The sequence below is a fragment of the Microbacterium festucae genome, assembly GCF_025421715.1.
GTDB classification, from domain to species: Bacteria; Actinomycetota; Actinomycetes; order Actinomycetales; family Microbacteriaceae; genus Microbacterium; species Microbacterium festucae.
Window position 1 is genome coordinate 283,138 of sequence record NZ_JAOEFC010000002.1, and the last position, 24,711, is coordinate 307,848.

The 24,711-nt window shown below is 71.2% G+C and carries 22 protein-coding genes and 1 tRNA gene; 16 read left to right on the plus strand and 7 right to left on the minus strand.

Going from position 1 to position 24,711, the window contains the following annotated elements; translation table 11 throughout:
• Positions 1-44 precede the first annotated feature (44 nt).
• The gene (locus tag N3K63_RS07500) at positions 45-701 is read right to left on the minus strand and encodes a hypothetical protein (protein ID WP_261579537.1); all 657 of its coding nucleotides are present in this window, start codon (positions 699-701) and stop codon (positions 45-47) included.
• Positions 702-928: 227 nt separating this feature from the next.
• Between N3K63_RS07500 and ileS the strand changes: the two genes are divergently transcribed.
• From ileS to ndk, 4 genes are read left to right on the plus strand one after another with little or no spacing between them, the layout of a single operon-like run.
• Positions 929-4,294 (plus strand): isoleucine--tRNA ligase, encoded by a 3,366-nt coding sequence (ileS, locus tag N3K63_RS07505; RefSeq protein WP_261579538.1) that lies wholly within the window; start codon positions 929-931, stop codon positions 4,292-4,294.
• The gene (locus tag N3K63_RS07510) at positions 4,291-5,646 is read left to right on the plus strand and encodes a bifunctional folylpolyglutamate synthase/dihydrofolate synthase (protein ID WP_261579539.1); all 1,356 of its coding nucleotides are present in this window, start codon (positions 4,291-4,293) and stop codon (positions 5,644-5,646) included. The genes ileS and N3K63_RS07510 overlap by 4 nt, the downstream gene beginning before the upstream one ends.
• Positions 5,639-6,040 (plus strand): DUF4233 domain-containing protein, encoded by a 402-nt coding sequence (locus tag N3K63_RS07515; RefSeq protein ID WP_261579540.1) that lies wholly within the window; start codon positions 5,639-5,641, stop codon positions 6,038-6,040. The genes N3K63_RS07510 and N3K63_RS07515 overlap by 8 nt, the downstream gene beginning before the upstream one ends.
• 1 nt (position 6,041) lies before the next feature.
• Positions 6,042-6,458 carry a nucleoside-diphosphate kinase gene (ndk, locus tag N3K63_RS07520; protein ID WP_261579541.1) on the plus strand — a complete coding sequence of 139 codons (417 nt, stop codon included), beginning with the start codon at positions 6,042-6,044 and terminating at the stop codon, positions 6,456-6,458.
• Positions 6,459-7,619: 1,161 nt separating this feature from the next.
• Here the strand turns inward: ndk and N3K63_RS07525 are convergent.
• Complete coding sequence (locus tag N3K63_RS07525) at positions 7,620-8,234, minus strand: vitamin K epoxide reductase family protein (RefSeq protein ID WP_261579542.1); 615 nt, start codon at positions 8,232-8,234, stop codon at positions 7,620-7,622.
• Positions 8,235-8,515: 281 nt separating this feature from the next.
• Here N3K63_RS07525 and N3K63_RS07530 point away from each other — a divergent pair, with 281 nt between their 5' ends.
• Positions 8,516-11,086, plus strand: coding sequence for an Rne/Rng family ribonuclease (locus N3K63_RS07530; protein WP_261579543.1), 2,571 nt, complete (start codon positions 8,516-8,518; stop codon positions 11,084-11,086).
• 6 nt (positions 11,087-11,092) lie between these two features.
• On the opposite strand, the gene N3K63_RS07535 is transcribed toward N3K63_RS07530, so the two are convergent.
• Positions 11,093-11,365 carry a DUF4031 domain-containing protein gene (locus N3K63_RS07535; RefSeq protein ID WP_261579544.1) on the minus strand — a complete coding sequence of 91 codons (273 nt, stop codon included), beginning with the start codon at positions 11,363-11,365 and terminating at the stop codon, positions 11,093-11,095.
• A gap of 179 nt (positions 11,366-11,544) precedes the next feature.
• Here N3K63_RS07535 and rplU point away from each other — a divergent pair, with 179 nt between their 5' ends.
• From rplU to N3K63_RS07585, 10 genes are all read left to right on the plus strand, one after another.
• The gene (gene rplU, locus N3K63_RS07540; RefSeq protein WP_261579545.1) at positions 11,545-11,853 is read left to right on the plus strand and encodes a 50S ribosomal protein L21; all 309 of its coding nucleotides are present in this window, start codon (positions 11,545-11,547) and stop codon (positions 11,851-11,853) included.
• Positions 11,854-11,872: 19 nt separating this feature from the next.
• On the plus strand, positions 11,873-12,130 hold the full coding sequence (gene rpmA, locus N3K63_RS07545; protein ID WP_261579546.1) for a 50S ribosomal protein L27: 258 nt from the start codon (positions 11,873-11,875) through the stop codon (positions 12,128-12,130).
• Positions 12,131-12,210: 80 nt separating this feature from the next.
• Positions 12,211-13,725, plus strand: a complete 1,515-nt coding sequence (gene obgE, locus N3K63_RS07550; RefSeq protein ID WP_261579547.1) for a GTPase ObgE — start codon at positions 12,211-12,213, stop codon at positions 13,723-13,725.
• Positions 13,722-14,555, plus strand: a complete 834-nt coding sequence (gene proB / locus N3K63_RS07555) for a glutamate 5-kinase (RefSeq protein ID WP_261579548.1) — start codon at positions 13,722-13,724, stop codon at positions 14,553-14,555. The genes obgE and proB overlap by 4 nt, the downstream gene beginning before the upstream one ends.
• A 19-nt stretch (positions 14,556-14,574) precedes the next feature.
• A complete protein-coding gene (locus N3K63_RS07560; RefSeq protein ID WP_261579549.1) occupies positions 14,575-15,834 on the plus strand; it encodes a glutamate-5-semialdehyde dehydrogenase in 1,260 nt (419 codons plus the stop codon).
• A 43-nt stretch (positions 15,835-15,877) separates the two neighbouring features.
• Positions 15,878-16,102 (plus strand): hypothetical protein, encoded by a 225-nt coding sequence (locus N3K63_RS07565; RefSeq protein ID WP_261579550.1) that lies wholly within the window; start codon positions 15,878-15,880, stop codon positions 16,100-16,102.
• A gap of 8 nt (positions 16,103-16,110) precedes the next feature.
• Positions 16,111-16,707, plus strand: a complete 597-nt coding sequence (gene nadD, locus N3K63_RS07570) for a nicotinate-nucleotide adenylyltransferase (protein WP_261579551.1) — start codon at positions 16,111-16,113, stop codon at positions 16,705-16,707.
• Positions 16,704-18,137, plus strand: coding sequence for a hypothetical protein (locus tag N3K63_RS07575; RefSeq protein WP_261579552.1), 1,434 nt, complete (start codon positions 16,704-16,706; stop codon positions 18,135-18,137). Before nadD ends, N3K63_RS07575 begins: the two co-directional genes overlap by 4 nt.
• Positions 18,137-18,529, plus strand: coding sequence for a ribosome silencing factor (gene rsfS / locus N3K63_RS07580; protein WP_261579553.1), 393 nt, complete (start codon positions 18,137-18,139; stop codon positions 18,527-18,529). Before N3K63_RS07575 ends, rsfS begins: the two co-directional genes overlap by 1 nt.
• Positions 18,530-18,554: 25 nt before the next feature.
• Positions 18,555-18,627, plus strand: a tRNA-Ala gene (locus tag N3K63_RS07585).
• 95 nt (positions 18,628-18,722) lie between these two features.
• Here N3K63_RS07585 and N3K63_RS07590 read toward each other — a convergent pair.
• The gene (locus tag N3K63_RS07590) at positions 18,723-19,187 is read right to left on the minus strand and encodes a VOC family protein (RefSeq protein WP_261579554.1); all 465 of its coding nucleotides are present in this window, start codon (positions 19,185-19,187) and stop codon (positions 18,723-18,725) included.
• Between the two features lie 889 nt (positions 19,188-20,076).
• Here N3K63_RS07590 and nagE point away from each other — a divergent pair.
• Positions 20,077-22,092: an N-acetylglucosamine-specific PTS transporter subunit IIBC gene (gene nagE, locus N3K63_RS07595; RefSeq protein ID WP_261579555.1), complete on the plus strand. Its 2,016-nt coding sequence runs from the start codon at positions 20,077-20,079 to the stop codon at positions 22,090-22,092.
• Positions 22,093-22,123: 31 nt separating this feature from the next.
• Here the strand turns inward: nagE and N3K63_RS07600 are convergent, their stop codons facing one another.
• The 3 genes from N3K63_RS07600 to N3K63_RS07610 all read right to left on the minus strand — a co-directional run bounded on the left by N3K63_RS07600 (position 22,124) and on the right by N3K63_RS07610 (position 24,674).
• On the minus strand, positions 22,124-22,834 hold the full coding sequence (locus N3K63_RS07600; RefSeq protein ID WP_261579556.1) for an SOS response-associated peptidase: 711 nt from the start codon (positions 22,832-22,834) through the stop codon (positions 22,124-22,126).
• A 92-nt stretch (positions 22,835-22,926) separates the two neighbouring features.
• Positions 22,927-23,964 (minus strand): App1 family protein, encoded by a 1,038-nt coding sequence (locus tag N3K63_RS07605; protein WP_261579557.1) that lies wholly within the window; start codon positions 23,962-23,964, stop codon positions 22,927-22,929.
• A gap of 56 nt (positions 23,965-24,020) precedes the next feature.
• Positions 24,021-24,674 carry a DedA family protein gene (locus N3K63_RS07610; RefSeq protein ID WP_261579558.1) on the minus strand — a complete coding sequence of 218 codons (654 nt, stop codon included), beginning with the start codon at positions 24,672-24,674 and terminating at the stop codon, positions 24,021-24,023.
• Positions 24,675-24,711: the final 37 nt, after the last annotated feature.

Genomic DNA, 24,711 nt, shown 5'->3' on the forward strand with positions numbered 1-24,711 from the left:
ACCCGCCGGCGCCCCGTGTCGGGAGGGGCCCCGCGGCGGCGGGATCAGCGCACGCGGATGCCGAGGGCGGCGGCCAGCGCCTCGGCGTGCTGCGCGACCTGGTGCGCGTCGAGGGTCGCGTCGCGCAGCCCCCGCGGATCGGTGAACGACAGGGCGTCCAGTCCCCGCAGGTCGACGTCGACCGCGCGCAGCTCGCGGGTGTCGACCTCGTCGACGCGCGTGCGCTCGAAGCGCACCCGGGTGAGCCGGGCGTCGGGCGCATCGAGGGTGCCGATCTCGCAGTCGACGACGTGCAGGTCGTTCACTCGCGCCGAGGCGAGGGAGAGGTAGTCGATGCGCAGGCCCCGCAGCACCACGCCGTCCCATTCGGCGCGCAGGCCGTCGATGCTGCCGATGCGGCCGCCCGAGACCACGGTGTCACGCCAACTGCCCTCGCGGGCGACCACCTCGACGGCGCGCATCTCGCCCACCTCCACGTCGACCAGCGCGGCCCCGGTGAGGTCGAGCCGGTCGACGGATGCCGTCACGATGCGCGCCTCGACGATGCGGGCGTGGGCGGCGTCGACGTCGCCGGTCAGTCCGGTGAGCCGCACGGCCTGCAGGTCGGTGCGCGCGGTGAGCGCGTCGAGGTCCTGCAGGACGTCGGGAAGGTCGGGCTCGACGGGGCGGGGCGGACGGGGAGCGGAGCCGGGTCGTGCCATACCGGTCAGCCTACGGGCCCGGTATGATGGGCTTTCCAGCGTCGATCCGGCCATCACCGGGGAGCTCTCGGAAGAACGGGGCCTCGGCCCTCACTAGAACCGAGCGGGGCAGGCCCGTCACAGCCGCAGGAGAGTGGCCCGGGTGCGACACCGTGCACGGGCAAGCGGGGTGGTACCGCGGTCGACAGATCGTCCTCGCAGGAAGCATCGCAACCTGCTGGAGTGACATGGTCTATCCCCGTAACAGTGCCGAACCGGTCGTCCCGAGCCCGCGTCTGCCCGACGTCGAGCGCGGCATCCTCGCGTTCTGGAAGCAGGACGACACCTTCCGCGAGTCGATCCGGCAGCGCGAGGGCGCTCCGGAGTGGGTCTTCTACGACGGACCGCCCTTCGCCAACGGCCTGCCCCACTACGGGCACCTGCTCACCGGGTACGCGAAGGACCTGTTCCCGCGCTTCCAGACCATGTGCGGCAAGAAGGTCGACCGCGTCTTCGGCTGGGACACCCACGGCCTGCCCGCCGAGCTCGAGGCGATGAAGCAGCTCGGTCTCACCGAGAAGAGCGAGATCGTCGAGATGGGCATCGACGCGTTCAACGCGAAGGCCCGCGAGTCGGTGCTGGCCTACACGCGCGAGTGGGAGGACTACGTCACCCGCCAGGCCCGCTGGGTCGATTTCGAGCGCGGCTACAAGACCCTCGACACCGGGTTCATGGAGTCGGTGCTGTGGGCGTTCAAGAGCCTGTGGGACAAGGGCCTGGCCTACGAGGGCCACCGCGTGCTGCCCTACTGCTGGCGCGACGAGACCCCGCTGAGCAACCACGAGCTGCGCATGGACGACGACGTCTACAAGATGCGCCAGGACCCGTCGGTGACGGTGACCTTCCCGCTGGTGGGCGCCAAGGCCGAGGCGCTCGGGCTCACCGGCGTGCGGGCGCTGGCGTGGACGACCACCCCGTGGACGCTGCCGACCAACCTCGCCCTGGCCGTCGGACCCGACATCTCGTACGTCGTCGTGCCCGGCGGCCCCGCCGGGGCTGCCGACGTGCCCGCGGGCGATGACCCCGAGGGCGCCACCGCGCACCGCTACCTGCTGGCCGCCGAGCTGCTGGGCGCCCACGCGAAAGAGCTCGGCTACGCCGACGCGGCCGCCGCCGTGGCCGCTGTCGAGCGCACCGTGGTCGGTGCCGAGCTCGCCGACGTGCACTACGACCGGCTGTTCGACTATTACGCGGATGCCGAGACGTGGGGCACCGGGTCGGCCTGGCGCATCCTCGTCGACGACTACGTCACCACCAGCGACGGCACCGGCATCGTGCACCAGGCGCCCGCCTACGGTGAGGACGACCAGCGCGTCACCGAGGCCGCCGGCATCCCGCTCATCATGAGCCTCGACGACGGCGGACGGTTCCTGCCGCAGGTCGCCGACGTCGCCGGCGAGCTGTGGATGGATGCCAACCGGCCGCTGATCCGCCTGCTCAAGGCGCAGGGGCGTCTGCTGCGCGAGGCGAGCTACGAGCACTCCTACCCGCACTGCTGGCGGTGCCGCAACCCCCTCATCTACAAGGCCGTCTCGAGCTGGTTCGTGCGGGTGACGCAGATCAAGGACCGCCTGCTCGAGCTCAACGAGCAGATCACGTGGGCTCCCGAGAACGTCAAGCACGGGCAGTTCGGCAAGTGGCTCGAGGGCGCGCGCGACTGGTCGATCAGCCGCAACCGGTTCTGGGGCTCGCCCATCCCGGTGTGGAAGAGCGACGACCCCGAGCACCCGCGCGTGGACGTGTACGGCTCGCTGGCCGACATCGAGCGCGACTTCGGGCGGCTGCCGCGCAACGAGCAGGGCGAGGTGGACCTGCACCGCCCGTACATCGACGACCTCACCCGGCCGAACCCCGACGACCCCACCGGGCGCTCGACGATGCGACGCATCGAGGACGTGTTCGACGTGTGGTTCGACTCGGGCTCGATGCCCTACGCGCAGGTGCACTACCCGTTCGAGAACCGCGAGTGGTTCGACACGCACGCGCCCGCCGACTTCATCGTCGAGTACATCGGGCAGACCCGCGGCTGGTTCTACGTCATGCACGTGCTCTCGGGCGCGCTGTTCGACCGGCCGGCGTTCGCCGGCGTCGCCTGCCACGGCATCGTGCTCGGCAGCGACGGGCAGAAGATGTCGAAGTCGCTGCGCAACTACCCCGACGTCAGCGAGGTCTTCGACCGCGACGGCTCCGACGCGATGCGCTGGTTCCTGATGGCCTCGTCGGTGCTGCGCGGCGGCAACCTCGTGGTCACCGAGGAGGGCATCCGCGCCGGCGTGCGCGAGTTCCTGCTGCCGCTGTGGAGCGCCTGGTACTTCTTCGCCACGTACGCCAACGCGGCCGGCGGGGTCGACGGCACCGGGTACACCGCCCGTCGCCGCACCGACTCGACCAACCCGCTCGACCGCTACATCCTCGCCCTCGCCGGCGACCTCGTGCGCGAGGTGGCCGCCGACCTCGAGGCGCTGGATTCGACGATGGCCGCCGCCAAGCTGCGCGACTTCGCCGAGGCGCTGACCAACTGGTACATCCGACGCTCCCGCGACCGCTTCTGGGTGGGCGTGAGCGAGGACGACGCGGCATCCACCGAGGCCTTCGACACGCTCTACACCGTGCTCGAGACGCTCACCCGGGTGGCGGCGCCCCTCATCCCGCTCGTGTCCGAGCAGGTGTGGCAGGGCCTCACCGGCGGGCGCAGCGTGCACCTGCAGGACTGGCCCGACGCGGCCGAGTTCCCCGCGGCGCACGACATCCGCGCGGCGATGGATGCCGTCCGCGAGGTGTCCAGCGTCGCCAATGCGCTGCGCAAGAAGGAGGGCAAGCGCGTGCGCCTGCCGCTGCCGCGCCTGACGATCGCCGCCGCCGATGCGGCCGCGCTCGCGCAGTTCGACGACATCGTCCGCGACGAGCTCAACGTCAAGGAGGTCGAGGTCGTCGAGCTCACCGACGGGCTCGCCGAGGGCTACGGCATCAGCCAGCGCCTGGCCGTCAACGCCCGCGCGGCGGGGCCGCGTCTGGGCAAGCAGGTGCAGCACGTCATCGCCGGCGCCAAGGCGGGCCTGTGGAGCGAGAACGGCGGCGTCGTGGTCGTCGACGGCATCGCGCTGGAGCCGGGGGAGTACGAGCTCACCCTCGAGGCCGGCGGCGTGGCCGAAGGCACCGCCATCGCGCTGCTGCCGGGCGGCGGGTTCGTGCTGCTGGACACCCAGACCACCCCCGCCCTCGAGGCGGAGGGCCTGGCCCGCGACGCGATCCGCGTCGTGCAGGAGGCGCGCCGCAGTGCCGGGCTCGAGGTGAGCGACCGCATCGTGCTCGCCCTGAACGTCGACCCCGACACCGCCGATGCCCTCACCGCCCACACCGGCCTCATCGCCGAGGAGACCCTCGCGGTCGCCTTCGCGGTGCAGGCCACCGACGAGCTCGACGGGCTGGTCGACGAGGTCACCAGCCCCGGCGACGGCGTCTACCGCACCGGCGCCCGGGCGCTGGGCACCGCCAAGGCGCCCATCATCGTCACGATCGACCGCAACGTGACGGCATCCGAGGAGGACGCATGAACGACCGCACCCGCGCCGACGCGGTGTACGAGGCGCTGCTGACCCGTCAGGGCGAGCAGTGGGTGCAGCCGCGCGTGGAGCGCACCCGGCGGGTGCTCGAGCTGCTCGACGACCCGCAGCGCACCTACCGCGTCGTGCACGTGACCGGCACCAACGGCAAGACCTCGACGAGCCGCATCGTGGAGAGCATCGTGCGCGCCCACGGGCTGCGCACGGGCCTGTTCACGAGCCCCCACCTGGAGCGGTTCACCGAGCGCATCATGATCGACGGCGAGCCCATCGACGACGCGGCCGTCGCGGCCGCGTGGGACGAGATCGCCCCCATCGTGGAGCTCGTGGACACCGAGCTCGAGGCCGCCGGCGACGCCGCGCTCACCTTCTTCGAGCTGCTCACCGTGCTCGCCTTCGTGGCCTTCGCCGACGCGCCGGTCGACGTGGCCGTCGTCGAGGTGGGCATGGGCGGGGCGTGGGACTCCACGAACACCGCCGACGGGGACGTGGCGGTGTTCGCCCCGATCGACATCGACCACGCCGACCGCCTCGGCGACACGATCGCCGAGATCGCCACCGTGAAGTCGGGGATCATCAAAGACGGCGCGATCGCCGTGTCGGCCGTGCAGCACGCCGATGCCGCCGCCGTGCTGCAGCGCGCCGCCGTCGAGCGGCAGGCGACGCTCGCCGTCGAGCAGGCCCAGTTCGGCCTCACCGCGCAGCAGCTGGCCGTCGGCGGTCAGCAGATCAGCGTGCGCGGCCTCGCCGGTGCCTACGACGACCTCTACCTGCCGCTCTACGGGGCGCACCAGGGCCACAACGCCGCGCTGGCCATCGCCGCCGTCGAAGCGCTCATCGGGGGCGGCACGCAGCCGCTCACCCCGGAGATCGTGGGGGAGGGCCTGGCCCAGGTGACCTCGCCCGGCCGCCTGCAGCTGCTCGGCGTCGCGCCGACCGTGCTCGTCGACGCCGCGCACAACCCGCACGGTGCCCGCTCGCTCGTGGCGGCCCTGCGCGACTCGTTCGACTTCGACGAGTGGGGCCTCGTGCTCGGGGTGTTCGGCGACAAGGATGCCGACGGCATCGTCGCCGAGCTGTCCGGCGCCGCCGCGCAGGTGTTCGCGACCGAGCCCGCCTCCGAGCGGGCCGCGTCGGCCGACCGCATCGCCGACCTCGTCGAGGCCCACGGCGTTCCGGTGAGCGTGCACCGCGACCTGTCGGAGGCCGCCGAGGCCGCCCGCGCGTGGGCGGCCTCCGCCGATCGCCGGGCCGTCGTCATCGCGGGCAGCGTCGTGCTGGCCGGCGAAGCCCTGCAGCTGGCCGCGGCGGAGGACTGGAAGAGCGGCTGGCGCGATGACTGAGCGCCGCCGCCGCGGGGCCGCGGAGTCGCTGGCATCCATCGTTCTCGGCTTCGAGTCGGTGATCGTGTTCCTCGGCGGGCTCGTGCTGTTCGGGCTGCGCGCCCTGCCGGCGGGGATCGAGCCGTGGTGGGGGATCGTCGTGGGCAGCGTGCTCGCGGTGCTGATGGTGCTCACCGCCGGAGTCGTCCGCCACACCTGGGGCATCGCGCTCGGGTGGTTCTGGCAGCTGCTGCTCGTGCTCGGCGGGCTGCTCGAGCCCACCCTCGCCGTCGTCGGGCTCATTTTCGGCCTGATGTACGCCTATGCCACCATCAAGGGGGCGTCTTTGGACCGCCTCAACGCCCAGCGCCGCATCGATGCGGAGCGGGCCGCAGACCAACCGAATGGAGATTGACATGCCCACGGAAGAGACCCTCGTCCTCGTCAAGCCGGACGGCGTCGCCCGCGGGCTGACCGGCGCGATCCTCGCCCGCATCGAGGCGAAGGGCTACGCCCTCGTCGACATCAAGCTCGTCGAGCCCGACCGCGAGACCCTGGAGGAGCACTACGCCGAGCACGTCGGCAAGCCCTTCTTCGAGCCGCTCGTCGAGTTCATGCTGTCGGGCCCGTCGGTGGCCATCCGCCTCGCGGGCAACCGCGTGATCGAGGGCTTCCGCTCCCTCGCCGGCACCACCGACCCCACCACCGCCGCCCCCGGCACCATCCGCGGCGACTTCGGCCGCGACTGGGGCCTCAAGGTGCAGCAGAACCTCGTGCACGGCTCCGACAGCCCCGAGTCCGCCGCCCGAGAGCTCGGCATCTGGTTCGGCTGAGTCCGGTGTGACCCGCCCGGGCGGGTCCGTCGGCGCTCGTGCGGGGTCTGTGTCTCGTGCGGGCGTGCGCGGGTGCGCGGGGTACGTGTCCCGTGATGTGCGGGTGCTGGTGCCCCGACCCGCGGTTTGTGGGACCTGGCATCCGTGCGTGTCCCGTGTTGGGTGGGTGCTGACGCAGTGAGGTCAGCGTTCGCGTGACCTGCTGCTCTGGTGGGTCCCGCGATCGGTGGGTGGTGGTGCTGAGACCCGCAGTTTGTGGGACGCGGCATCCGCGCGTGTCCCGAACTGTGTGAGTGCTGCCGCACCCGCCGTCTGCGGACCAAGCATCCGTGCGTGTTCCGCATTCTGCGGGGTGATGGTGTGCTGACCCACGGTTTGTGGGACGTGGCATCCGTTGGTGTCTCGCATTCCGCGGATGCTGGTTCCCCGACCCGCGGTCTGTGGGCCCTCGCATCCGTGCGTGTCCCGTGTCTGGTGGGTCTTGCTGCCCGGACCAGCGGTTTGTGGGACCTCGCATCCGTGCGTGTCCCGTGATGTGTGGGTGCTGGTCCCGATGCCCGCGGTTTGTGGGACCTGACGTCCGTTGGTGTTCCGCATTCTGCGGGTGATGGTGTGCTGACTCGCGGTTTGTGGGACATGGCATCCGTTGGTGTCTCGCATTCTGCGGATGCTGGTGGCCCGACCCGCGGTCTGTGGGACCTGGCATCCGTGCGTGTCCCGCGATCTGCGGTCGGTGGTGCGCTGAGCCGCGTGGTCCCGGGGGCGAGGTGGTGGTCGGGTCGCGCGAAGGGCGGGGTGGATGCCGTCGCCCGCCGGTCCCGCTGCCGTCACCGCCTCAGCGGGACGCAGCGGCGCCCAGTCCCAGAATGCGCGAGTACCGGCAGCAAACAGCAGTCTGCGGGACGTGGTCTCTCGCCAGGTCCCGCTAACGGCGGGTGCTGAGGCCCGTCACCCGCGATCTGCGGGACGCGGTCTCGACACAGGTCCCGCTATCGGCGGGTGTAGAGCCCAATACCCGCACATTCCGGGACACGTTCCGGCGGCATGTCCCGCGATCTGCGACCACGGATGCGGTCAACCCGATATCCGGTCACCGCGATACCGGTCCCCCGACCCCCGGAGCACGCGGAGCACACCGCCCTCCCGCGCACCGGCGCTCACTCAGAACAGGATGTCGATGAGCTGCGGGACGGCGTCGAGGCGAATCTGGGCGAGAAGGAGCACGACGGCGTAGGTGACGAAGGCCATGAGCGGCACCCACGCCGACAGGGCCGCGCCGATCGAGCGCGCGCGCTCCGACGACGAGATCGTGCCGTTGCGCAGCAGCTGCACCCACACGGCGTAGAACGTCGGGATCGTCACGAGCCAGGTCACCATGCACCACGGGCAGAGGGTGCCGAGCACGAAGATGCTCTGCCCGATGAGCCACAGCACGAAACCGAACGCGAAGGTGATCCCGGCGGCGAAGCACCACCAGAACCAGCGGGCGAAGCGCGCTCCGGCCAGGATCGCCATGCCGACGACGATGGGGGCGACCCATCCGGTGAGGCCGAGGATCGGGTTGGGGAAGCCGAACGCCGACCCCTGCGGAGAGTCGAGGTTCGCCGAGCACTGCACGATCACACTGAAGTCGCAGGACGCCCCGTCGCCGGGGGAGGTGAGCGCGTGGAACTTCTCGAGCGTCAGGGCGAATGCCGCGATCCAGCCGATCACGCCGGCCACGACGAGCCAGATCGCGAACACGGTCGGACGGGCTTCTGCGGGGCGTGACGGCATCCGCCGATTATCCCATCCGCAGGCCTCCGGCACGCGCGGGACGGCGCGTCCGCGCAATCGAACGGGCCGCGTGCGATAATGGTGCCCGACGTCTCCGCGGCCGCGCCGCGATCCACGTCACAGCAGACTTCGGGCGACGACCGCCCAGTGCGATGCGCACCCAGCCCTGGAGCGGGTGCATCGCAGACCGAATGAGTTCGCGGCTCCTCCGAATCGGAGCGGCGCCGCCAGAGGTGAGCGGGACGGCACGCGGAGCCGTACCTGCGAGGAGTTGGCCAGCGATGGCAGATGCAAAAGACCACAACGACACCAGCGTCGAGCTCCCCGAGACGCCGGATGCCCTTCCCACCAGCGCCGATGAGACGGTGACCGGCGACGAGACGCCCGCGTCCGAACGCGCCGCAGAGCAGGCCCCCACAGAGGATGCCGTCCCGGCCGAGGTTGCTGCGGATGCTGCGCCCGCCGAGCCCGACGCGCCGGCCGAGGAGCCGGCCGAGGAGCCCGCGGCCGAAGCCGCGGAGCCCGCCGAGGCCGAGCCCGAAGCCGCTGAGCCCGTCGAGGACGCGGCGCCCGAGGCGCCCGCCGCCGAGGCTGACGTCCCCGCCGACACCGCCGCCCCCGCCGACACCGCCGCCCCGGCCGACACCGACGCCGTGGAGCGCACCCCCGAGGCCCCCGAGCCCGACGCCACCCCCGAGCCCGAGGCCCCGGCCGAGGACCTTCCGGTGACGGCCGTGACGCTGGGCCTGCTGCCCGAGGTGTTCGTCTCGCAGGTGTCGACCCAGCTGCACTTCTACGCGCCTGCCGTCGCGCTGCTGCCCACCCCGCCCGCCGACGACAGCGACGACGACAACGTCGCCGAGCAGTCCGGCAGCAGCCGTCGGCGCAACCGTCGCCGCAGCGGCGGGTCGCAGCGCGACGATGCCGCCGACGAGCCGGCCGCGCCCAGCGCGCCGAGCAACCAGGGCGGCCGCCGCCGCGCCGTCGAGCTCATCACCGAGCCGCAGCGCATCAAGGGCTCCACGCGGCTCGAGGCCAAGAAGCAGCGCCGTCGCGACGGCCGCGAGGCCGGGCGCCGCCGCGCCGTGGTGACCGAGGCCGAGTTCCTCGCTCGCCGCGAGTCGGTCGACCGCGTCATGATCGTCCGTTCCAAGAACGGCCGCGTGCAGATCGCGGTGCTCGAAGACAACGTGCTCGTCGAGCACTACGTCGCCCGCAACCAGGACGCGTCGCTCATCGGCAACGTGTACCTGGGCCGCGTGCAGAACGTGCTGCCCAGCATGGAGGCCGCCTTCGTCGACATCGGCCGCGGCCGCAACGCGGTGCTGTACTCCGGCGAGGTCGACTGGGATGCCGTCGAGACCGGCAACCAGCCGCGCCGCATCGAGCTGGCGCTCAAGAGCGGCGACCGCGTGCTCGTGCAGGTCACCAAAGACCCGGTGGGCCACAAGGGGGCCCGCCTGACGAGCCAGATTTCGCTGCCCGGCCGCTACCTCGTGTACGTGCCCGGCGGTGCGATGAACGGCATCTCGCGCAAGCTCCCCGACACCGAGCGTGCACGCCTGAAGAAGATCCTCAAGGAGGTGCTCCCCGAGTCGTCGGGCGTCATCGTGCGCACCGCGGCCGAGGGCGCCACCGAAGACCAGCTGACCCGCGACGTGCAGCGCCTCACCAACCAGTGGGAGCACATCAGCCGCCAGCTCGAGTCGATCCAGGCGCCTGCCCTGCTGCACTCGGAGCCCGACCTGCTGGTCAAGATCGTGCGCGACGTCTTCAACGAGGACTTCTCGCGCATGCTCATCCAGGGCGAGGACGCGCACCAGACGATCACCCAGTACCTCACCGGTGTGGCCCCCGACCTGCTCGAGCGCATCGAGAAGTTCGAGGGCGACCACGACCCGTTCGACGAGTTCCGCATCACGGAGCAGATCGAGAAGGCGCTCGACCGCAAGGTGTGGCTGCCCTCCGGCGGTTCGCTGGTCATCGACCGCACCGAGGCGATGACCGTCGTCGACGTCAACACCGGCAAGTTCGTCGGGTCGGGCGGCAACCTCGAAGAGACGGTCACCAAGAACAACCTCGAGGCCGCGGAGGAGATCGTCCGTCAGCTGCGGCTGCGCGACATCGGTGGCATCATCGTCGTCGACTTCATCGACATGGTGCTCGAGTCCAACCGCGACCTCGTGCTGCGCCGTCTGGTGGAGTGCCTGAGCCGCGACCGCACGAAGCACCAGGTCGCCGAGGTCACCTCGCTCGGCCTCGTGCAGATGACCCGCAAGAAGCTGGGGCTCGGCCTGCTCGAGACCTTCAGCGAGGCGTGCGAGGTGTGCGCCGGCCGCGGCGTCATCGTGCACCACGACCCCGTCGTCAAGCACCGCGCGCCGCAGCAGCAGTCAGGCTCCAACCGTCGCGGTCGCGGCGGCAACAGCAACGGCGGCGGCAACGGCAACGGCAATGCCCCGGCGGCCACGGCCACCGGCGGCACCCACACGATCACCGACGGGGTGAAGTCGGCGCTCGCCCAGATCGCCGCCTCCACCATCCAGCCCGCCCACGACGAGGCGGAGGCCCCGCAGGTGCCCGAGCAGGCGAGCGAGGCTCCGGCGCAGGACGAGCAGCCGCGCGGCGGCTCCCGTCCCGAGCGGTCGGGCGGCAAGGCCGAGCGTGCCTCCAAGCCGCGCCGCCGCAAGGGCGAGGGCGCCTCGGCGCCCAAGACCGAGAAGGACATGCTCCTCGACTCGGTCCTCAGCGCCCTTCCCGAGCCCAAGGCGCCCGGACAGGGCCGCGCACGGCGCCGTGTGACCACGGCCGCCCTCAGCGGCACCCCGGTGCAGGCCACGCCCGAGGACTGAGCCCGGTCAGCGGGTGCGCCGCTCCCGGGCGGTCACCCGCAGACCCGACGCGATGAGTCGGCGTACCAGCTCGTGACCCGTCACGTGCTGGGCGCCGGCGGCGATCAGCCGGTCGACGGCGTCTTCCGGGACGTCGTAGTGGTCACGGTCGAAACCGCGCCGGGGGATGCCGTTGGCGTCCGCGAACCGGTGCAGTTCCTCGATCGACGCGTCGCTGACCAGGTGGGCCCAGAGGCGGCCGTGCGCCGGCCAGCGTGCGTCGTCGATGAGGATCGCCATCCGCCGATCCTACGGCGGGCGACACGCGGAGCCGGCCGCTTTTGCCAGACCGGTGGGTCATCGGGTAAAGTTGACCCTTGGTGCGTCGAGGTCCGCCTCCGCACTGGATATCTTTCGGGACTTGCCGGTCCCACAAGGACAATCGGAGCCGAGCGCTCCACAGAAGAAACAGGTGTGAAGTGGTTTACGCAGTTGTGCGCGCCGGTGGCCGTCAGGAGAAGGTCCAGGTCGGCACCATCGTCGTCCTCGACCGTCAGCAGGCGAAGGTCGGCGACACGCTCGAGCTTCCCGCCGTGCTGCTCGTGGACGGCGACGCCGTCACGACCGACGCCGACAAGCTGGCGAAGGTCTCCGTGACCGCCGAGGTCCTCGGCGAGGAGCGCGGCCCGAAGATCGTCATCCAGAAGTTCAAGAACAAGACCGGTTACAAGAAGCGCCAGGGCCACCGCCAGGACCTCACGCGCGTCAAGATCACCGGCATCAAGTAAAGCCAGGGAGATACGCGAGATGGCACACAAAAAGGGCGCAAGCTCCACCCGTAACGGTCGTGACTCCAACGCACAGCGCCTCGGCGTGAAGCGTTTCGGCGGCCAGGCCGTCAGCGCCGGCGAGATCCTCGTCCGCCAGCGCGGCACCCACTTCCACCCGGGCGCCAACGTCGGCCGTGGTGGCGACGACACGCTGTTCGCCCTCGCCGCCGGTGCGGTCGAGTTCGGCCAGAAGGGCGGCCGCAAGGTCGTCAACATCGTGGCGGCTGCAGAGTAAGTCGCACAGCGAGCTTTCACAGCGAGGGGCGGGCGTGAGCCCGCCCCTCGCTTCATTTCATTTCACTTGAGGAGACCGACATGGTGACCTTCGTCGACCGCGTCACGCTGCACCTGCGTGCCGGAAAGGGCGGCAACGGATGCGTGTCGGTGCGCCGGGAGAAGTTCAAGCCCCTCGCCGGCCCTGACGGCGGCAACGGCGGGCACGGCGGCGACGTCGTGCTCGTGGCCGACCCGCAGGTGACCACGCTGCTGTCGTACCACCACTCGCCGCACCGCCACGCCGGCAACGGCGGGTTCGGCATGGGCGACAACCGCTCCGGCGCCGCCGGTGAGGGCCTGGAGCTGCTGGTGCCCGTGGGCACCGTGGTCAAAGACCTCGACGGCGAGACCCTCGTCGACATGGTCACCCCCGGCATGCGCTTCGTCGCCGCGCCGGGCGGCCAAGGGGGCCTCGGCAACGCCGCGCTCGCCTCGCCCAAGCGCAAGGCCCCCGGCTTCGCGCTGCTCGGCACGCCCGGATGGGAAGGCGATGTCCTCCTCGAGCTGAAGACCGTCGCCGACGTCGCCCTCGTGGGCTACCCGTCCGCCGGCAAGTCGAGCCTCATCGCCGCCATCTCCGCTGCGCGGCCCAAGATCGCCGACTACCCGTTCACCACGCTGCACCCGAACCTCGGCGTCGTGCAGGCCGGTGACGTGCGCTACACCGTCGCCGACGTGCCCGGCCTCATCGAGGGCGCCAGCGAGGGCAAGGGCCTGGGACTCGAGTTCCTCCGCCACGTGGAGCGCTGCACGGCGCTCGTGCACGTGCTCGACTGCGCCACCCTCGAGCCGGGCCGCGACCCGCTGAGCGACCTCGACGTCATCCTCGCCGAGCTGGCCGCCTACCCGGTGCCGGAGGGGCAGACCCCCCTCCTGGAACGTCCGCAGCTCATCGCCCTCAACAAGGTCGACGTTCCCGAGGCGCAGGAGCTCGCCGAGTTCGTGCGCCCCGACCTCGAGGCCCGCGGCTACCGCGTGTTCGAGATCTCCACCGTGAGCCACGCGGGCCTGCGCCCCCTCACCTTCGCGCTGGGCGAGATCATCGCCGCGCACCGCACCGAGCTGGCCGCGGCCCCCGCGCCCGAGCGCATCGTCATCCGTCCCACCGGGTCGGAGCGCGACTTCTCGATCCGCGTCGAGGGCGGCACCTACGGCAACGTGTACCGCATCCTCGGCGACAAGCCGGTGCGCTGGGTGCAGCAGACCGACTTCCAGAACGAAGAGGCCGTCGGCTTCCTCGCCGACCGGCTCGACAAGCTGGGCGTCGAGGACGAGCTGTTCCGCGTCGGCGCGGAGGCCGGCTCGACCGTCGTCATCGGCGAGGGCGACGGGATCGTCTTCGACTGGCATCCGTCGCTGTCGTCGGCCGCAGAGCTGATGACCGCCCCGCGCGGCACCGACCCGCGTCTCGACCTCAACCCGCGTCGCACCACGTCGCAGCGCCGTGAGCGCTACCACGAGCGCATGGATGCCAAGGCCGAAGCGCGCGCCGAGCTCGAGGCCGAGCGCCTCGCGCGGCGGGGAAGCGACGAGGTTTCGGAGGACCAGGCGTGACGCTGACCGGTCGCGGCGACCTGCCCGGCGTGCGCCGGCTGGTCGTCAAGGTCGGCTCGTCGTCGATCAGCGGCGACGGGGCCCACCGCATCGGCCCGCTCGTCGACGCCCTGGCCGCCGCCCACGCCCGCGGCACCGAGGTCGTGCTGGTGTCGTCGGGTGCGATCGCGACGGGGATGCCGTACCTCGCGCTCGACTCGCGTCCCACCGACCTGGCGACCCAGCAGGCCGCCGCCGCGGTGGGGCAGAACGTGCTGATCTACCGCTATCAGGAGGCGCTGCGCCACTACGCGATCGTCGCCGGTCAGGTGCTGCTGACGGCCGGCGACCTCGAGAACCCGACCCACCGGTCCAACGCGCGACGCGCGATGGAGCGGCTGCTCGGGCTGCGGATCCTGCCGATCGTCAACGAGAACGACACCGTCGCCACCCACGAGATCCGCTTCGGCGACAACGACCGCCTCGCGGCGCTGGTCGCCCAGCTCATCGGCGCCGAGGCGCTCGTGCTGCTCAGCGACATCGAGTGCCTCTACACCCGGCCGCCCGGCGAGCCCGGTGCGCAGCCGATCCGCGAGGTCGCGCACGGCGACGACCTCTCCGGCTACGAGTTCGGCTCGGTCGTGGTCAACAGCGTCGGCACCGGGGGAGCGGCCACCAAGGCCTCCGCCGCCAAGCTGGCCAGCGACGCCGGGGTGGCGGTGCTCGTCACCAGCGCCGACCTCGTCGGCGAGGCGCTCGGCGGCGCCGACATCGGCACGTGGTTCGCACCCGACCCCGAGCCCCGCGCGACCGCCTTCACCGGCGCTGTGCGCACCGGCTCGCACGGCTGAGCCCGACTAGACTGGCGCGATGACGACCATCGCCGCCACCGCCGAAGAGCGGATGCTGCTCGCGAAGGACGCCTCGCGCCAGATCGGCCTGCTCGGCGACGCCGACAAGGCCCGACTGCTGCGCGGGATCGCCGATGCCATCGACGCCGACGTGGCGCAGATCGTCGCCGCCAACGCCGACGACCTGGCCCGCGGCGACGCCGACGGCCTCAGCGCCGGACTGCTCGACCGGCTCCGTCTGGATGCCGGCCGCGTGGCCGCCCTCGCCGCCGCTGTGCGCGACGTCGCCGACCTGCCCGACCCGGTGGGGCGCGTGCTCGACGAGCGCGTGCTGCCCAACGGCATCCGTCTGCAGAAGGTGTCGGTGCCCTTCGGCGTGGTCGGCTCGATCTACGAGGCCCGGCCCAACGTGACCGTCGACATCGCCGCTCTCGCGCTGCGTTCGGGGAACGCCGTCGTGCTGCGCGGCGGGACCGCCGCCGCCTCGACCAACGCCGCCCTCGTCGCGGTGATGCGCGGCGCGCTCGTCGACGCCGGACTCGATCCCGAGGCCGTGCAGACGGTCGACGACTTCGGGCGCGCCGGCGCCGACGCGCTCATGCAGGCCCGCGGTGTCGTCGACGTGCTCGTGCCGCGGGGGAGCGCGGAGCTCATCGAGACCGTCGTCACCCGCTCGCAGGTTCCCGTCATCGAGACCGGCGCCGGCGTCGTGCACATCGTGCTCGACGCCACCGCCCCGCTGGAGTGGGCCAGCGACATCGTCGTCAACGCCAAGGCTCAGCGCCCGAGCGTCTGCAACGCCGTGGAGACGGTGCTCGTGCACCGCGACGCGGTCGACCGGCTCGTGCCGGTGCTCGGCGCGGCGCTGGCAGAGGCCGGCGTCACCGTGCACGGCGACGACGGCATCCGCGCCCTCCTTCCCGCCGCGCTGCCCGCCGGCGAGGACGACTGGGCCACCGAGCACATGAGCCTCGACCTGTCGATGCGCGTCGTCGACGACCTCGACGAGGCGCTCGCCCACATCCGCACCTACTCCACCCACCACACCGAGTCGATCATCACCGCCGACGAGGCCAACGCCGAGCGCTTCCTCGCCGAGGTCGATTCGGCCGTCGTCATGGTCAACGCGTCGACCCGCTTCACCGACGGCGGCGAGTTCGGCTTCGGTGCCGAGGTGGGCATCTCGACCCAGAAGCTGCACGCGCGGGGCCCGATGGGCCTCGCGGAGCTGACCAGTACCAAGTGGCTCGCCCGTGGCGCCGGGCAGATCCGCCCGTGACGCCGTAAACTGGCCCCTGCGCACCCGACCGAACGGAGCCCGTATGACCCTCGCCACCATCGCCGCCCTTGCCGGGGCGGCGGAGCATCACGGCAACCCCCAGGCCGAGACCTTCATCTTCGGCGTGATCGCGTTCGTCGTCTTCCTGGCGCTGGGGCTGGTGACCGTTTCGTACCGCAACGTGGCCAACCGCCACGCGCACAAGGCTGACGCCTACGCCAAGACCCACCCCGTCGACCTGTCGCAGGCGGGCCACGGCCACCACTGAGGGCTCCGATGACAACGGAGCGGGCCCCGCGGATCGGGGTCATGGGCGGCACGTTCGACCCGATCCACCACGGTCACCTCGTGGCCGCGAGCGAGGTGGCGCAGTCGTTCGACCTCGATGAGGTCGTGTTCGTCCCCACCGGGCGCCCCTGGCAGAAGCAGGAGGTCAGCCCCAGCGAGCACCGCTATCTCATGACGGTGATCGCCACGGCATCCAACCCGCGCTTCACGGTGAGCCGCGTCGACATCGACCGCACCGGGCCGACCTACACGATCGACACGCTCCGCGACCTGAAGGCGCAGCGTCCCGACGCGCAGCTGTTCTTCATCACCGGCGCCGATGCGATCGCGCAGATCCTCGGATGGCGCGACCACGACGAGCTGTGGGAGCTCGCCCACTTCGTGGCCGTCTCGCGTCCGGGGCACGTCCTCAGCACCGACGGACTGCCCAGCGAGGTCGTCAGCCAGCTCGAGGTCCCCGCCCTCTCCATCTCTTCCACGGACTGCCGGGCACGCGTACGTCGCGGTCACCCGGTGTGGTACCTCGTACCCGACGGGGTCGTCCAATACATTGCGAAGCACCATCTGTATCGGAGCAAGGCATGAGCACACCCGACCAGCCCGACGAGCCGCAGCTGACCCGACGTCAGCTGCGCGAACTGCGCAACACCGCCGCCACGCCGATCATCACGCCCGAAGAGGCGGCCGCTGCCGCCGAGGCGCAGCAGGCGCCGGCGCCGGTGGCACCCCTCCCGCGGGCGGCCGAGCCGGTGGAGATCCCCGCCGCGCCCGAGCTTCCCGACGACCCGGAGCCCGCCGACGACGGCAGCGAGGGGCCCGTGCTCACCCGCCGCCAGGTGCGCGACCGTGAGCGCCTGCGCACCGCGTCGGTGCCGGTGATCGACCCCGACGGCGCGATCGCCGAGCAGGCGGATGCCGAGGGGCACGAGGCCGATGGGACTGACGGCGCCGAGGGCGCCGAGGGTGCCGAGGCCGGTGACGACGTCGACGCGCACGCGGACGCCGACGAGCACGAGGGTGCCGACGAGCACGCGGATGCTGACGAGCACGCGGATGCTGACGAGCACGCGGATGCTGATGAGCGCGCGGACCGTCCGTCCGACGTCGCCGCGGGCGAGCAGTCGGACGAGGTGTCGCCGTGGGCACCGGTGGCCGCGACGCCGGCCGCCGAGGATGCGGACGGTGACGACCACGCTCCGGCCGACGGTGACGCCGAGGCGTCCGAGCCGGTCGACCACGCCGACGACGAAGACGATGAGACGCCCGCGGCCGCCGCGGACGATGAGACCCCGGCGGGCGAGACCGAGGACGCCGAGACTCCCGACGCCGAGACGACCGAGTCGTCGGAGTCGGAGTGGGCGGACGGGACTGCGGCCGACGAGACGCCGGAGACGGTGGTTGCGGTCGAGGTCGTCGTCGACGACGACGACGAGGTCGAGGCTGCCGACGCCGATGCCGAGGCCGACCCGCTCGCCGTGCTCACCACGGATGGCGACGATGCCGCGGAGGCGCGTCGTGCGGCGATCTCGCCGACGTTCGGCGCGAATCTGTTGGGCGCGGAGTCCGTCGAGGCCCCGCTGCCGCCGTCGTTCGACCAGGTGCTCACCCGCGGCAGCGGTTCGTCGTCGTCGGGCACCTCGAACGCCCTGATCCTGTCGCAGACCCCCGAGACCGGTGCGTTCACGGCGCCCGTCACGGCCACCGGCGAGGTGCTGATCACCGGCACCTTCCTGCTGCCCGACAACTACGGGTCGACCGGCAGCGCCCCGGGCACCGCCGACGGCAAAGACATCGATGCGGTGCTCGTCGACGGCGAACTGCCGCCGGCATCCTCGCCGACGCCGATCGCCGCCAGCTCGGCGATCAGCACGATCAAGGCCGCCGACGACATCATCAAACCCCCGGCGCCCGAAAAGGGCAGCCGACTCATGATGGTGCTGGCCATCACCGCGGGGGTGCTCGCCGTCGCTCTGGCCGGCGTGCTCATCCTCGCGTTCGCGACAGGAGTGCTGTGATGACCGCCGCTGATTCGACCCGTCTGCTCGTGCAGGCCGCCGCCGAGGCGGCCGCCGGCAAGGGCGGCGAAGACCTCGTCGCCTTCGACGTCTCCCAGCCGCTGCCGCTCGTGGATGCCTTCCTGCTCGTCACCGGTCGCAGCGAGCGCAACGTCGCCGCCATCGCCGACGAGGTCGAGGAGAAGATGCTCGAGCAGGGCGTCAAGCGCCTGCGTCGCGAGGGCCGCGGCGAGTCGCGCTGGGTGCTGTTGGACTTCGGCGACCTCGTCGTGCACGTGTTCCACGAGGAGGAGCGTTCCTTCTACAGCCTCGAGCGACTGTGGAAAGACTGCCCGATCATCCCGATCGAGGCGCCTGTGGTTCAAGGCACCGGTTCAGATGTAGTAAGCTGAACAAGTTGCCGGGAACGGCAGCCGAGGGCCTGTGGCGCAGCTGGTAGCGCACCTGCATGGCATGCAGGGGGTCAGGGGTTCGAGTCCCCTCAGGTCCACGAAAAACCCCCGCTCAGGCGGGGGTTTTCGTGTTTTCCGGGGGCGCGTGGGGTGCTCCGGGGGAGTCCGCCCGTGCTGGAGGGACAGGGCCGGGTCAGCGGGGTCGTTCCTCATCGGTTGTGAATCCCTCGCGCGCTGCACGCTCCTCCAGCGTCTCCAGCTCCTGGAAGAACGTCACCTGCCAGCCATCCGGCCCCTGCACCCGCGCGTTCAGGCTCTGGAACGGGGTGCGCACCGGCGCCGCGATCACCTCGGTGCCCTCATCGCGCACGGTCGCGACCGCCTGCTCGGTGTCGGCCACCTCGAGCGCGATCCGCAGCACGCCCGGCGCGTGCGGCGCGTTCTCGACCTCGTCGATGTTCCGCGCATGGGCTGGCGTGGCGAGCTCGATCGTCGCGATCCCCGCGTGCAGGATCGCCACCCGGTCGTCGCCCTCGGTCGCGAAGGCCAGCTGCTCCGGCATCCCCAGCACGTCGCGGTAGAAGCGCACGGCGCTGTCGAAGTCGGCGGTCTCGATGATCAGGCGGAGCTGGCGGGGAGCGTTCTCGTGCGATGTCATGCCCCTCATTCTTCCCGCGCGCGGCGGCGGCGGCATTCGCCGTGTGTGCGACGGGCGTGCGGGGGAGGTCCCGCACCGTGTGGGTGCCCGCGCACCGCACTCACCGTTCGCGTGACCCGCGCCGAGTGGAGGTCCCGCGACCTGTGGGTGCCGCATCCGTCACCCGCGGATTGTGGGACATGCACCGTGGGGAGGTCCCGCGACCTGTGGGTGCAGCATCCGTCACCCGCGGATTGTGGGACACGCGCCGAGGGGAGGTCCCGCGACCTGTGGGTGCAGCATCCGTCACCCGCGGATTGTGGGACATGCGCCGTGGGGAGGTTCCGCGACCGGTGGCTGCAGGATCCGTCTCGCGCCGATAGTGGGACACGCGCCGAGAGCGGGTCCCGCAACCTGCGGATGCCGCACCCTCGACCCGCGGTTTGCGGGACGCGCGCTGAGAGCGGGTGCCGCGACCTGTGGGTGCAGCACCCGTGACCCGCCGATTGTGGGACATGCGCTGAGAGCGGGTCCCGCCACCTGTGGGTGCAGCATCCGTCACCCGCCGCCTGCGGCGACACCCGGGCATGTCCCGCAAGCTGCGGGTGCAAGCGCCCGCCACCCGCCTTCTGCGTGACGCACCCCGGAAGCATGTCCCGCAACTCGCGGGTGCTGCGCCCACCACCCACCAGCTGCGTGACGCGCCCCCACGCCGTGTCCCACAGAGTGCGGATCCCACGCCCTGACACCGGCCACTCGCGGGACCTCGCGCCCGCACCCACCGCCGCGAAACGAATTCGTTAACCTTCTTTCGTTTTAACCGGGCGAGTCCTGTGCGTTTGCTGGGAGCGAGGAGTAGCGTCGCTTCGAACCCGTACCCACGGGCGACCTCTCTCAGGTTGGAGTCCTCATGAAGTTCTTCCAGAGACTCGGCAGATCGATCATGCTTCCGGTGGCTGTGCTGCCGGTCGCCGCAATCCTGTCCGGAATCTCGTACTGGATCGCCTCGGCCGCGGGCGGTGCGAACGTCGTCTCGACGTTCCTCGGCGCCGCCGGCGGCGCGCTGCTCGACAACATGCCGCTGCTGTTCGCGGTCGGCATCTCGATCGGCATGGCGAACAAGACCGACGGCACATCGGCGCTGGCCGGTCTGGTGTCGTGGCTGACGATCACCACGCTGCTGAGCCCCGCCAATGTCGGCGGTCTGCTCGGAATCGGCGACGTCGCCGAGGTGAACCCCGCGTTCGGCAAGATCCAGAACGTGTTCGTCGGCATCATCGCCGGTCTCATCGGCGCCTGGTGCTACAACAAGTTCAAGGACACCAAGCTGCCCGACGCGCTGTCGTTCTTCTCGGGCAAGCGCTCGGTGGCGATCGTGACGGCCGCCTTCTCGCTCGTGGTGGCCGTGGTGCTGCTGTTCGTCTGGCCGGTCATCTACACGGGCCTCGTGATGTTCGGCGAGTGGATCGCCACGATGGGTCCCTTCGGCGCCGGCCTCTACGGCTTCTTCAACCGCCTGCTCATCCCGACCGGCCTCCACCACGCGCTGAACTCGGTCTTCTGGTTCGACGTGGCCGGCATCAACGACCTCACGAACTTCCTCAACGGCGCCAACGGCGACGGCGTCTACGGTGTGACCGGTCAGTACATGGCCGGCTTCTTCCCGATCATGATGTTCGGCCTGCCGGGTGCGGCGCTGGCCATGCTGCTCACCGCGAAGGACAAGCGCCGCAAGATCACCTACGGCATCATGCTGTCGGCGGCCATCGCCTCGTTCTTCGTCGGCGTCACCGAGCCGCTCGAGTTCGCCTTCATGTTCGTGGCGCCCTGGCTCTTCCTCGTGCACGCCGTGTTCACCGGCATCTCGGTCGGGTTGGCGGCATGGCTGCCCACCCGCCTCGGCTTCGGCTTCTCGGCGGGCTTCATCGACATGGTGCTGCAGTGGGTCAACCCCCTCACGCAGAACCCGTGGATGCTGTTGCTGATGGGTGTCGGCTGGTTCTTCATCTACTTCTTCACGTTCTACTTCCTCATCAAGCGCTTCCGCCTGAAGACCCCCGGACGCGAGGAGGACGAAGACACGCAGGACGCCGACAACATCGAGACGAGCCTCACCGGCTACCACGGCACCGCGGAGAAGTTCATCACCGCGCTGGGCGGCAAGGACAACATCATCGACGTCGACAACTGCGCGACCCGTCTGCGCATGGAGATCGAGAACCCCGCCGTCATCGACGAGCACGCCCTCAAGCGCGCCGGTGCCGCGGGCGTCATCAAGCCCGGTGGCAAGTCGGTGCAGGTCGTCTACGGCCTGAACGTGCAGTTCGTGAAGGATGCCATGGACGACATCATCAACGACCGCACCGAGCGCATCGAGGCTTTCGGCCGTGCGACGGCCGCCGAGACCGGCGCCGCCATGGGCGCGGCCACGATGCTCGGCGTGCCGAACGTGGCCGCCGGTGCGGTGGCCGCCGGTGCGGCCGCGCAGCAGCGGTCGGCCGAGCAGCGCACGGCGCCGTCGGCGGTCGTGACGCTGCGCCAGCCGGTGGCGGGCACCGTCGTGCCGCTGTCGGAGGTGCCCGATCCGATGTTCGCCGAGGGGACCATGGGCCCGGGCCTGGCGGTCGACCCGACCGGTGACACGATCGTCGCCCCGGCCGATGCCACGGTCGCGTCGGTGTTCCCGACCGGTCATGCGATCGGGTTGGCGCTGAGCGATGGCACCGAGCTGCTCATCCACGTCGGCATCGACACCGTCACGCTCAAGGGCGACGGTTTCGAGACGCTCGTGCAGGCAGGTCAGCAGGTGACGGCGGGAACGCCGCTGCTGCGGTTCGACGTCGCGAAGATCCGCGCCGCCGGCCTCTCGCCGATCACCCCGGTGATCGTGCTGAACAACGAGTCGGCGACCGTCTCGTTCTCGTGAGACATCGGGTGACCGGGGCGCCCCGCCCCGGTCACCCGATCGGCTCGATGAGCTCGGGGCCGTTGTTGCGCACGTTGCCCACGGCACGGTCGACGACGTAGGCCTCGAGCGTGTCGGCGAGGGTCGGCGCCGCATCGATGGCGGCATCCAGCACGTCGCCGACGTTGTCGGTGGTCGGGTCGAGCCAGGCATCGGCGAAATCGGGGTCGAGGAACAGCGGCATCCGGTCGTGGATGGAGCCGAGGTCGCCCACCGCGTCGCGGGTCATGATCGTGAAGCTCAACAGCCACCGGGCGGGGTCGTCATCGGCCTTCGCCGGGTCTTTCCACCACTCGTAGAGGCCGGCGAACATCATCGGCGAGCCGTCGGCGGGCCGGATGAAGTGCGGCGTCTTCACGCCGTCTTCGGTCTTCCACTCGTAGTAACCCGTCGCCGGCACGACCGCGCGACGCTTGATGAGCGCCTGACGGAACATCGGCTTGTCTTCGACCTCTTCCGAGCGCGCGTTGAACGCCCGCGAGCCGACGCCGGTGTCTTTGGCCCATGCGGGCACCAGGCCCCACCGCGCGGCCTCGAGCCGGCGGGTGGGCGGCTCGGTCTTCGCCGAGTCGAGCACGATCGCCACCCGGTCGGTGGGGGCGATGTTGTACGACGGCTCGGGCAGGTCGTCGCCGACGACGTCGACGCGCAGCACCCCCACGAGCTCGGATCCGGCCTGGGCCACCACGAAACGTCCGCACATGGGTGCCACCCTACGCGCGGCCACCGACAGCGCGTCGCGCCCGCGGGACGACGGCGCCCGCCGGCCCGCGGCCGCGGCGTCGCGCCGGTCGGTCAGTCCTCGTCGATGACGCCGACCTCGGCGAGCCGGTCGAGCAGACCCGCGCCGTCGATGTCGGAGACCCACGGCACCTCGGCGGCGGTGTGGTCGTTCACGGCGGTGCGACCACCGGCGAGCACGGCCTCAGTGGGGGAGAGCTTGCGGATCGCGACCGCGCGCACCCGGTCGGGGAACTCCGCGGTGAACGCGGTGTACAGCTCGTCGTCGTGCTGCCCGTCGTCGCCGATCAGCATCCACTTCATCTGCGGGAACTCGCGCGCGAGACGGCGGAGGTTCTCCTCCTTGTGGGCCTTGCCGCTGCGGAACCACCGGTCGTGGGTGGGGCCCCAGTCGGTGAGGAGCATCGAGCCCGGCGGGAACAGGTGGCGCCGCAGGAACCGCACGAGGGTGGGTGCGACGTTCCACGCGCCCGTGGACAGGTAGATGATCGGCGCACCCGGGTGATCGCGCACCAGCCGCTCCAGCAGCACCGCCATGCCGGGCACCGGCTGCCGGGCGTGCTCGTTGAGCACGAACGAGTTCCAGAACGCCACGAACGGGCGGGGGAGCGCGGTGACCATGACGGTGTCGTCGATGTCGGAGATCACGCCGAACCGGGTCTCGGCGCCCACGACGAACACGCGGGTCTCGATCGGCGCCGAGCCCTCCACGCTCATCGTGATGGTCTGCCACCCGGCATCCAGGCGTGCCGGCAGGGTCGCGTCGATGACGCCGCCCCGGTCGGCCACCACGTGGTGCTCGACCCCGTCGATGGTGACGGTCACCGTCGCCCGGGCCACGGCGACGGCCGCGAAGCTGCGCCAGCCGCGCACGCCGGCGAACTCGCTGCGCTGGCGCCGCTTCGACATGGCGGGGACGATCAGCACCCGGCCGAGCACGCGCACCCAGTCCTCCCCGCCGTAGCCGGGGAAGGCGGCCACCGTCGCGCGCTGCCCGCGGGCACGCGCCCGCCGTTCGCGCCAGGCGTGGAAGCCGTACTCCAGTCTGGCGAGCCAGAGCACCTTCGAGTTCGCTTCAGCGGGAGACGTCATCGTCCCCAGTCTTTCACGCCCGCGCGCCGGGGCAGCCCCGGGAACGGGATCGGCTTTCAGGAGGCGTCGTCGTCCAGGCGCAGGTGCCGGGCCTCGCGGCGCGAGATGACGCGCTTGATCACGACGACCAGCACGAGGAAGACGACGATCACCGCGACGAACACGTACCCGGCGTAGTGCAGCTGATCGGCGAGCTCGCGGTAGGTGCCGGCGGCGGCCGCCGTCACGCTGACGTACAGGGTCGCCCACACCACGCAGGCCGGCGCCGTCCACGCGAGGAACCGCCGATACGAGTAGCCGCTCATCCCGACCGTCAACGGCACCAGCGAGTGCAGCACCGGCAGGAACCGCGACAGGAAGATCGCCGGCCCGCCGCGGCGTCGCAGATACAGCTCCGCCCGCGTCCAGTTGTGCTCGCCGACCATGCGCCCCACCCGCGAGAAGCGGATCTTGGGGCCGAGCCACCGCCCGAGCCAGAAGCCGATGCTCTCACCCAGCAGGGCGCCGACGACGACCGCGAGCCCGAGCACGATCCCCTCCAGCGGCGTGGCGACCGCGGTGCCCGCGATGATGACGATCGTGTCGCCGGGCACGACCAGTCCGACCAGCACGCTCGTCTCGAGCATGATCGCGACCCCGGCCAGCACCGTGCGCAGCACCGGGTCGACGCTCTGCACCGTGTCGAGCAGCCAGGTGAGGAACTCGTTCACGATCCCAGATTAGGGCGCGCCGCCCGTCTAGCCTGGG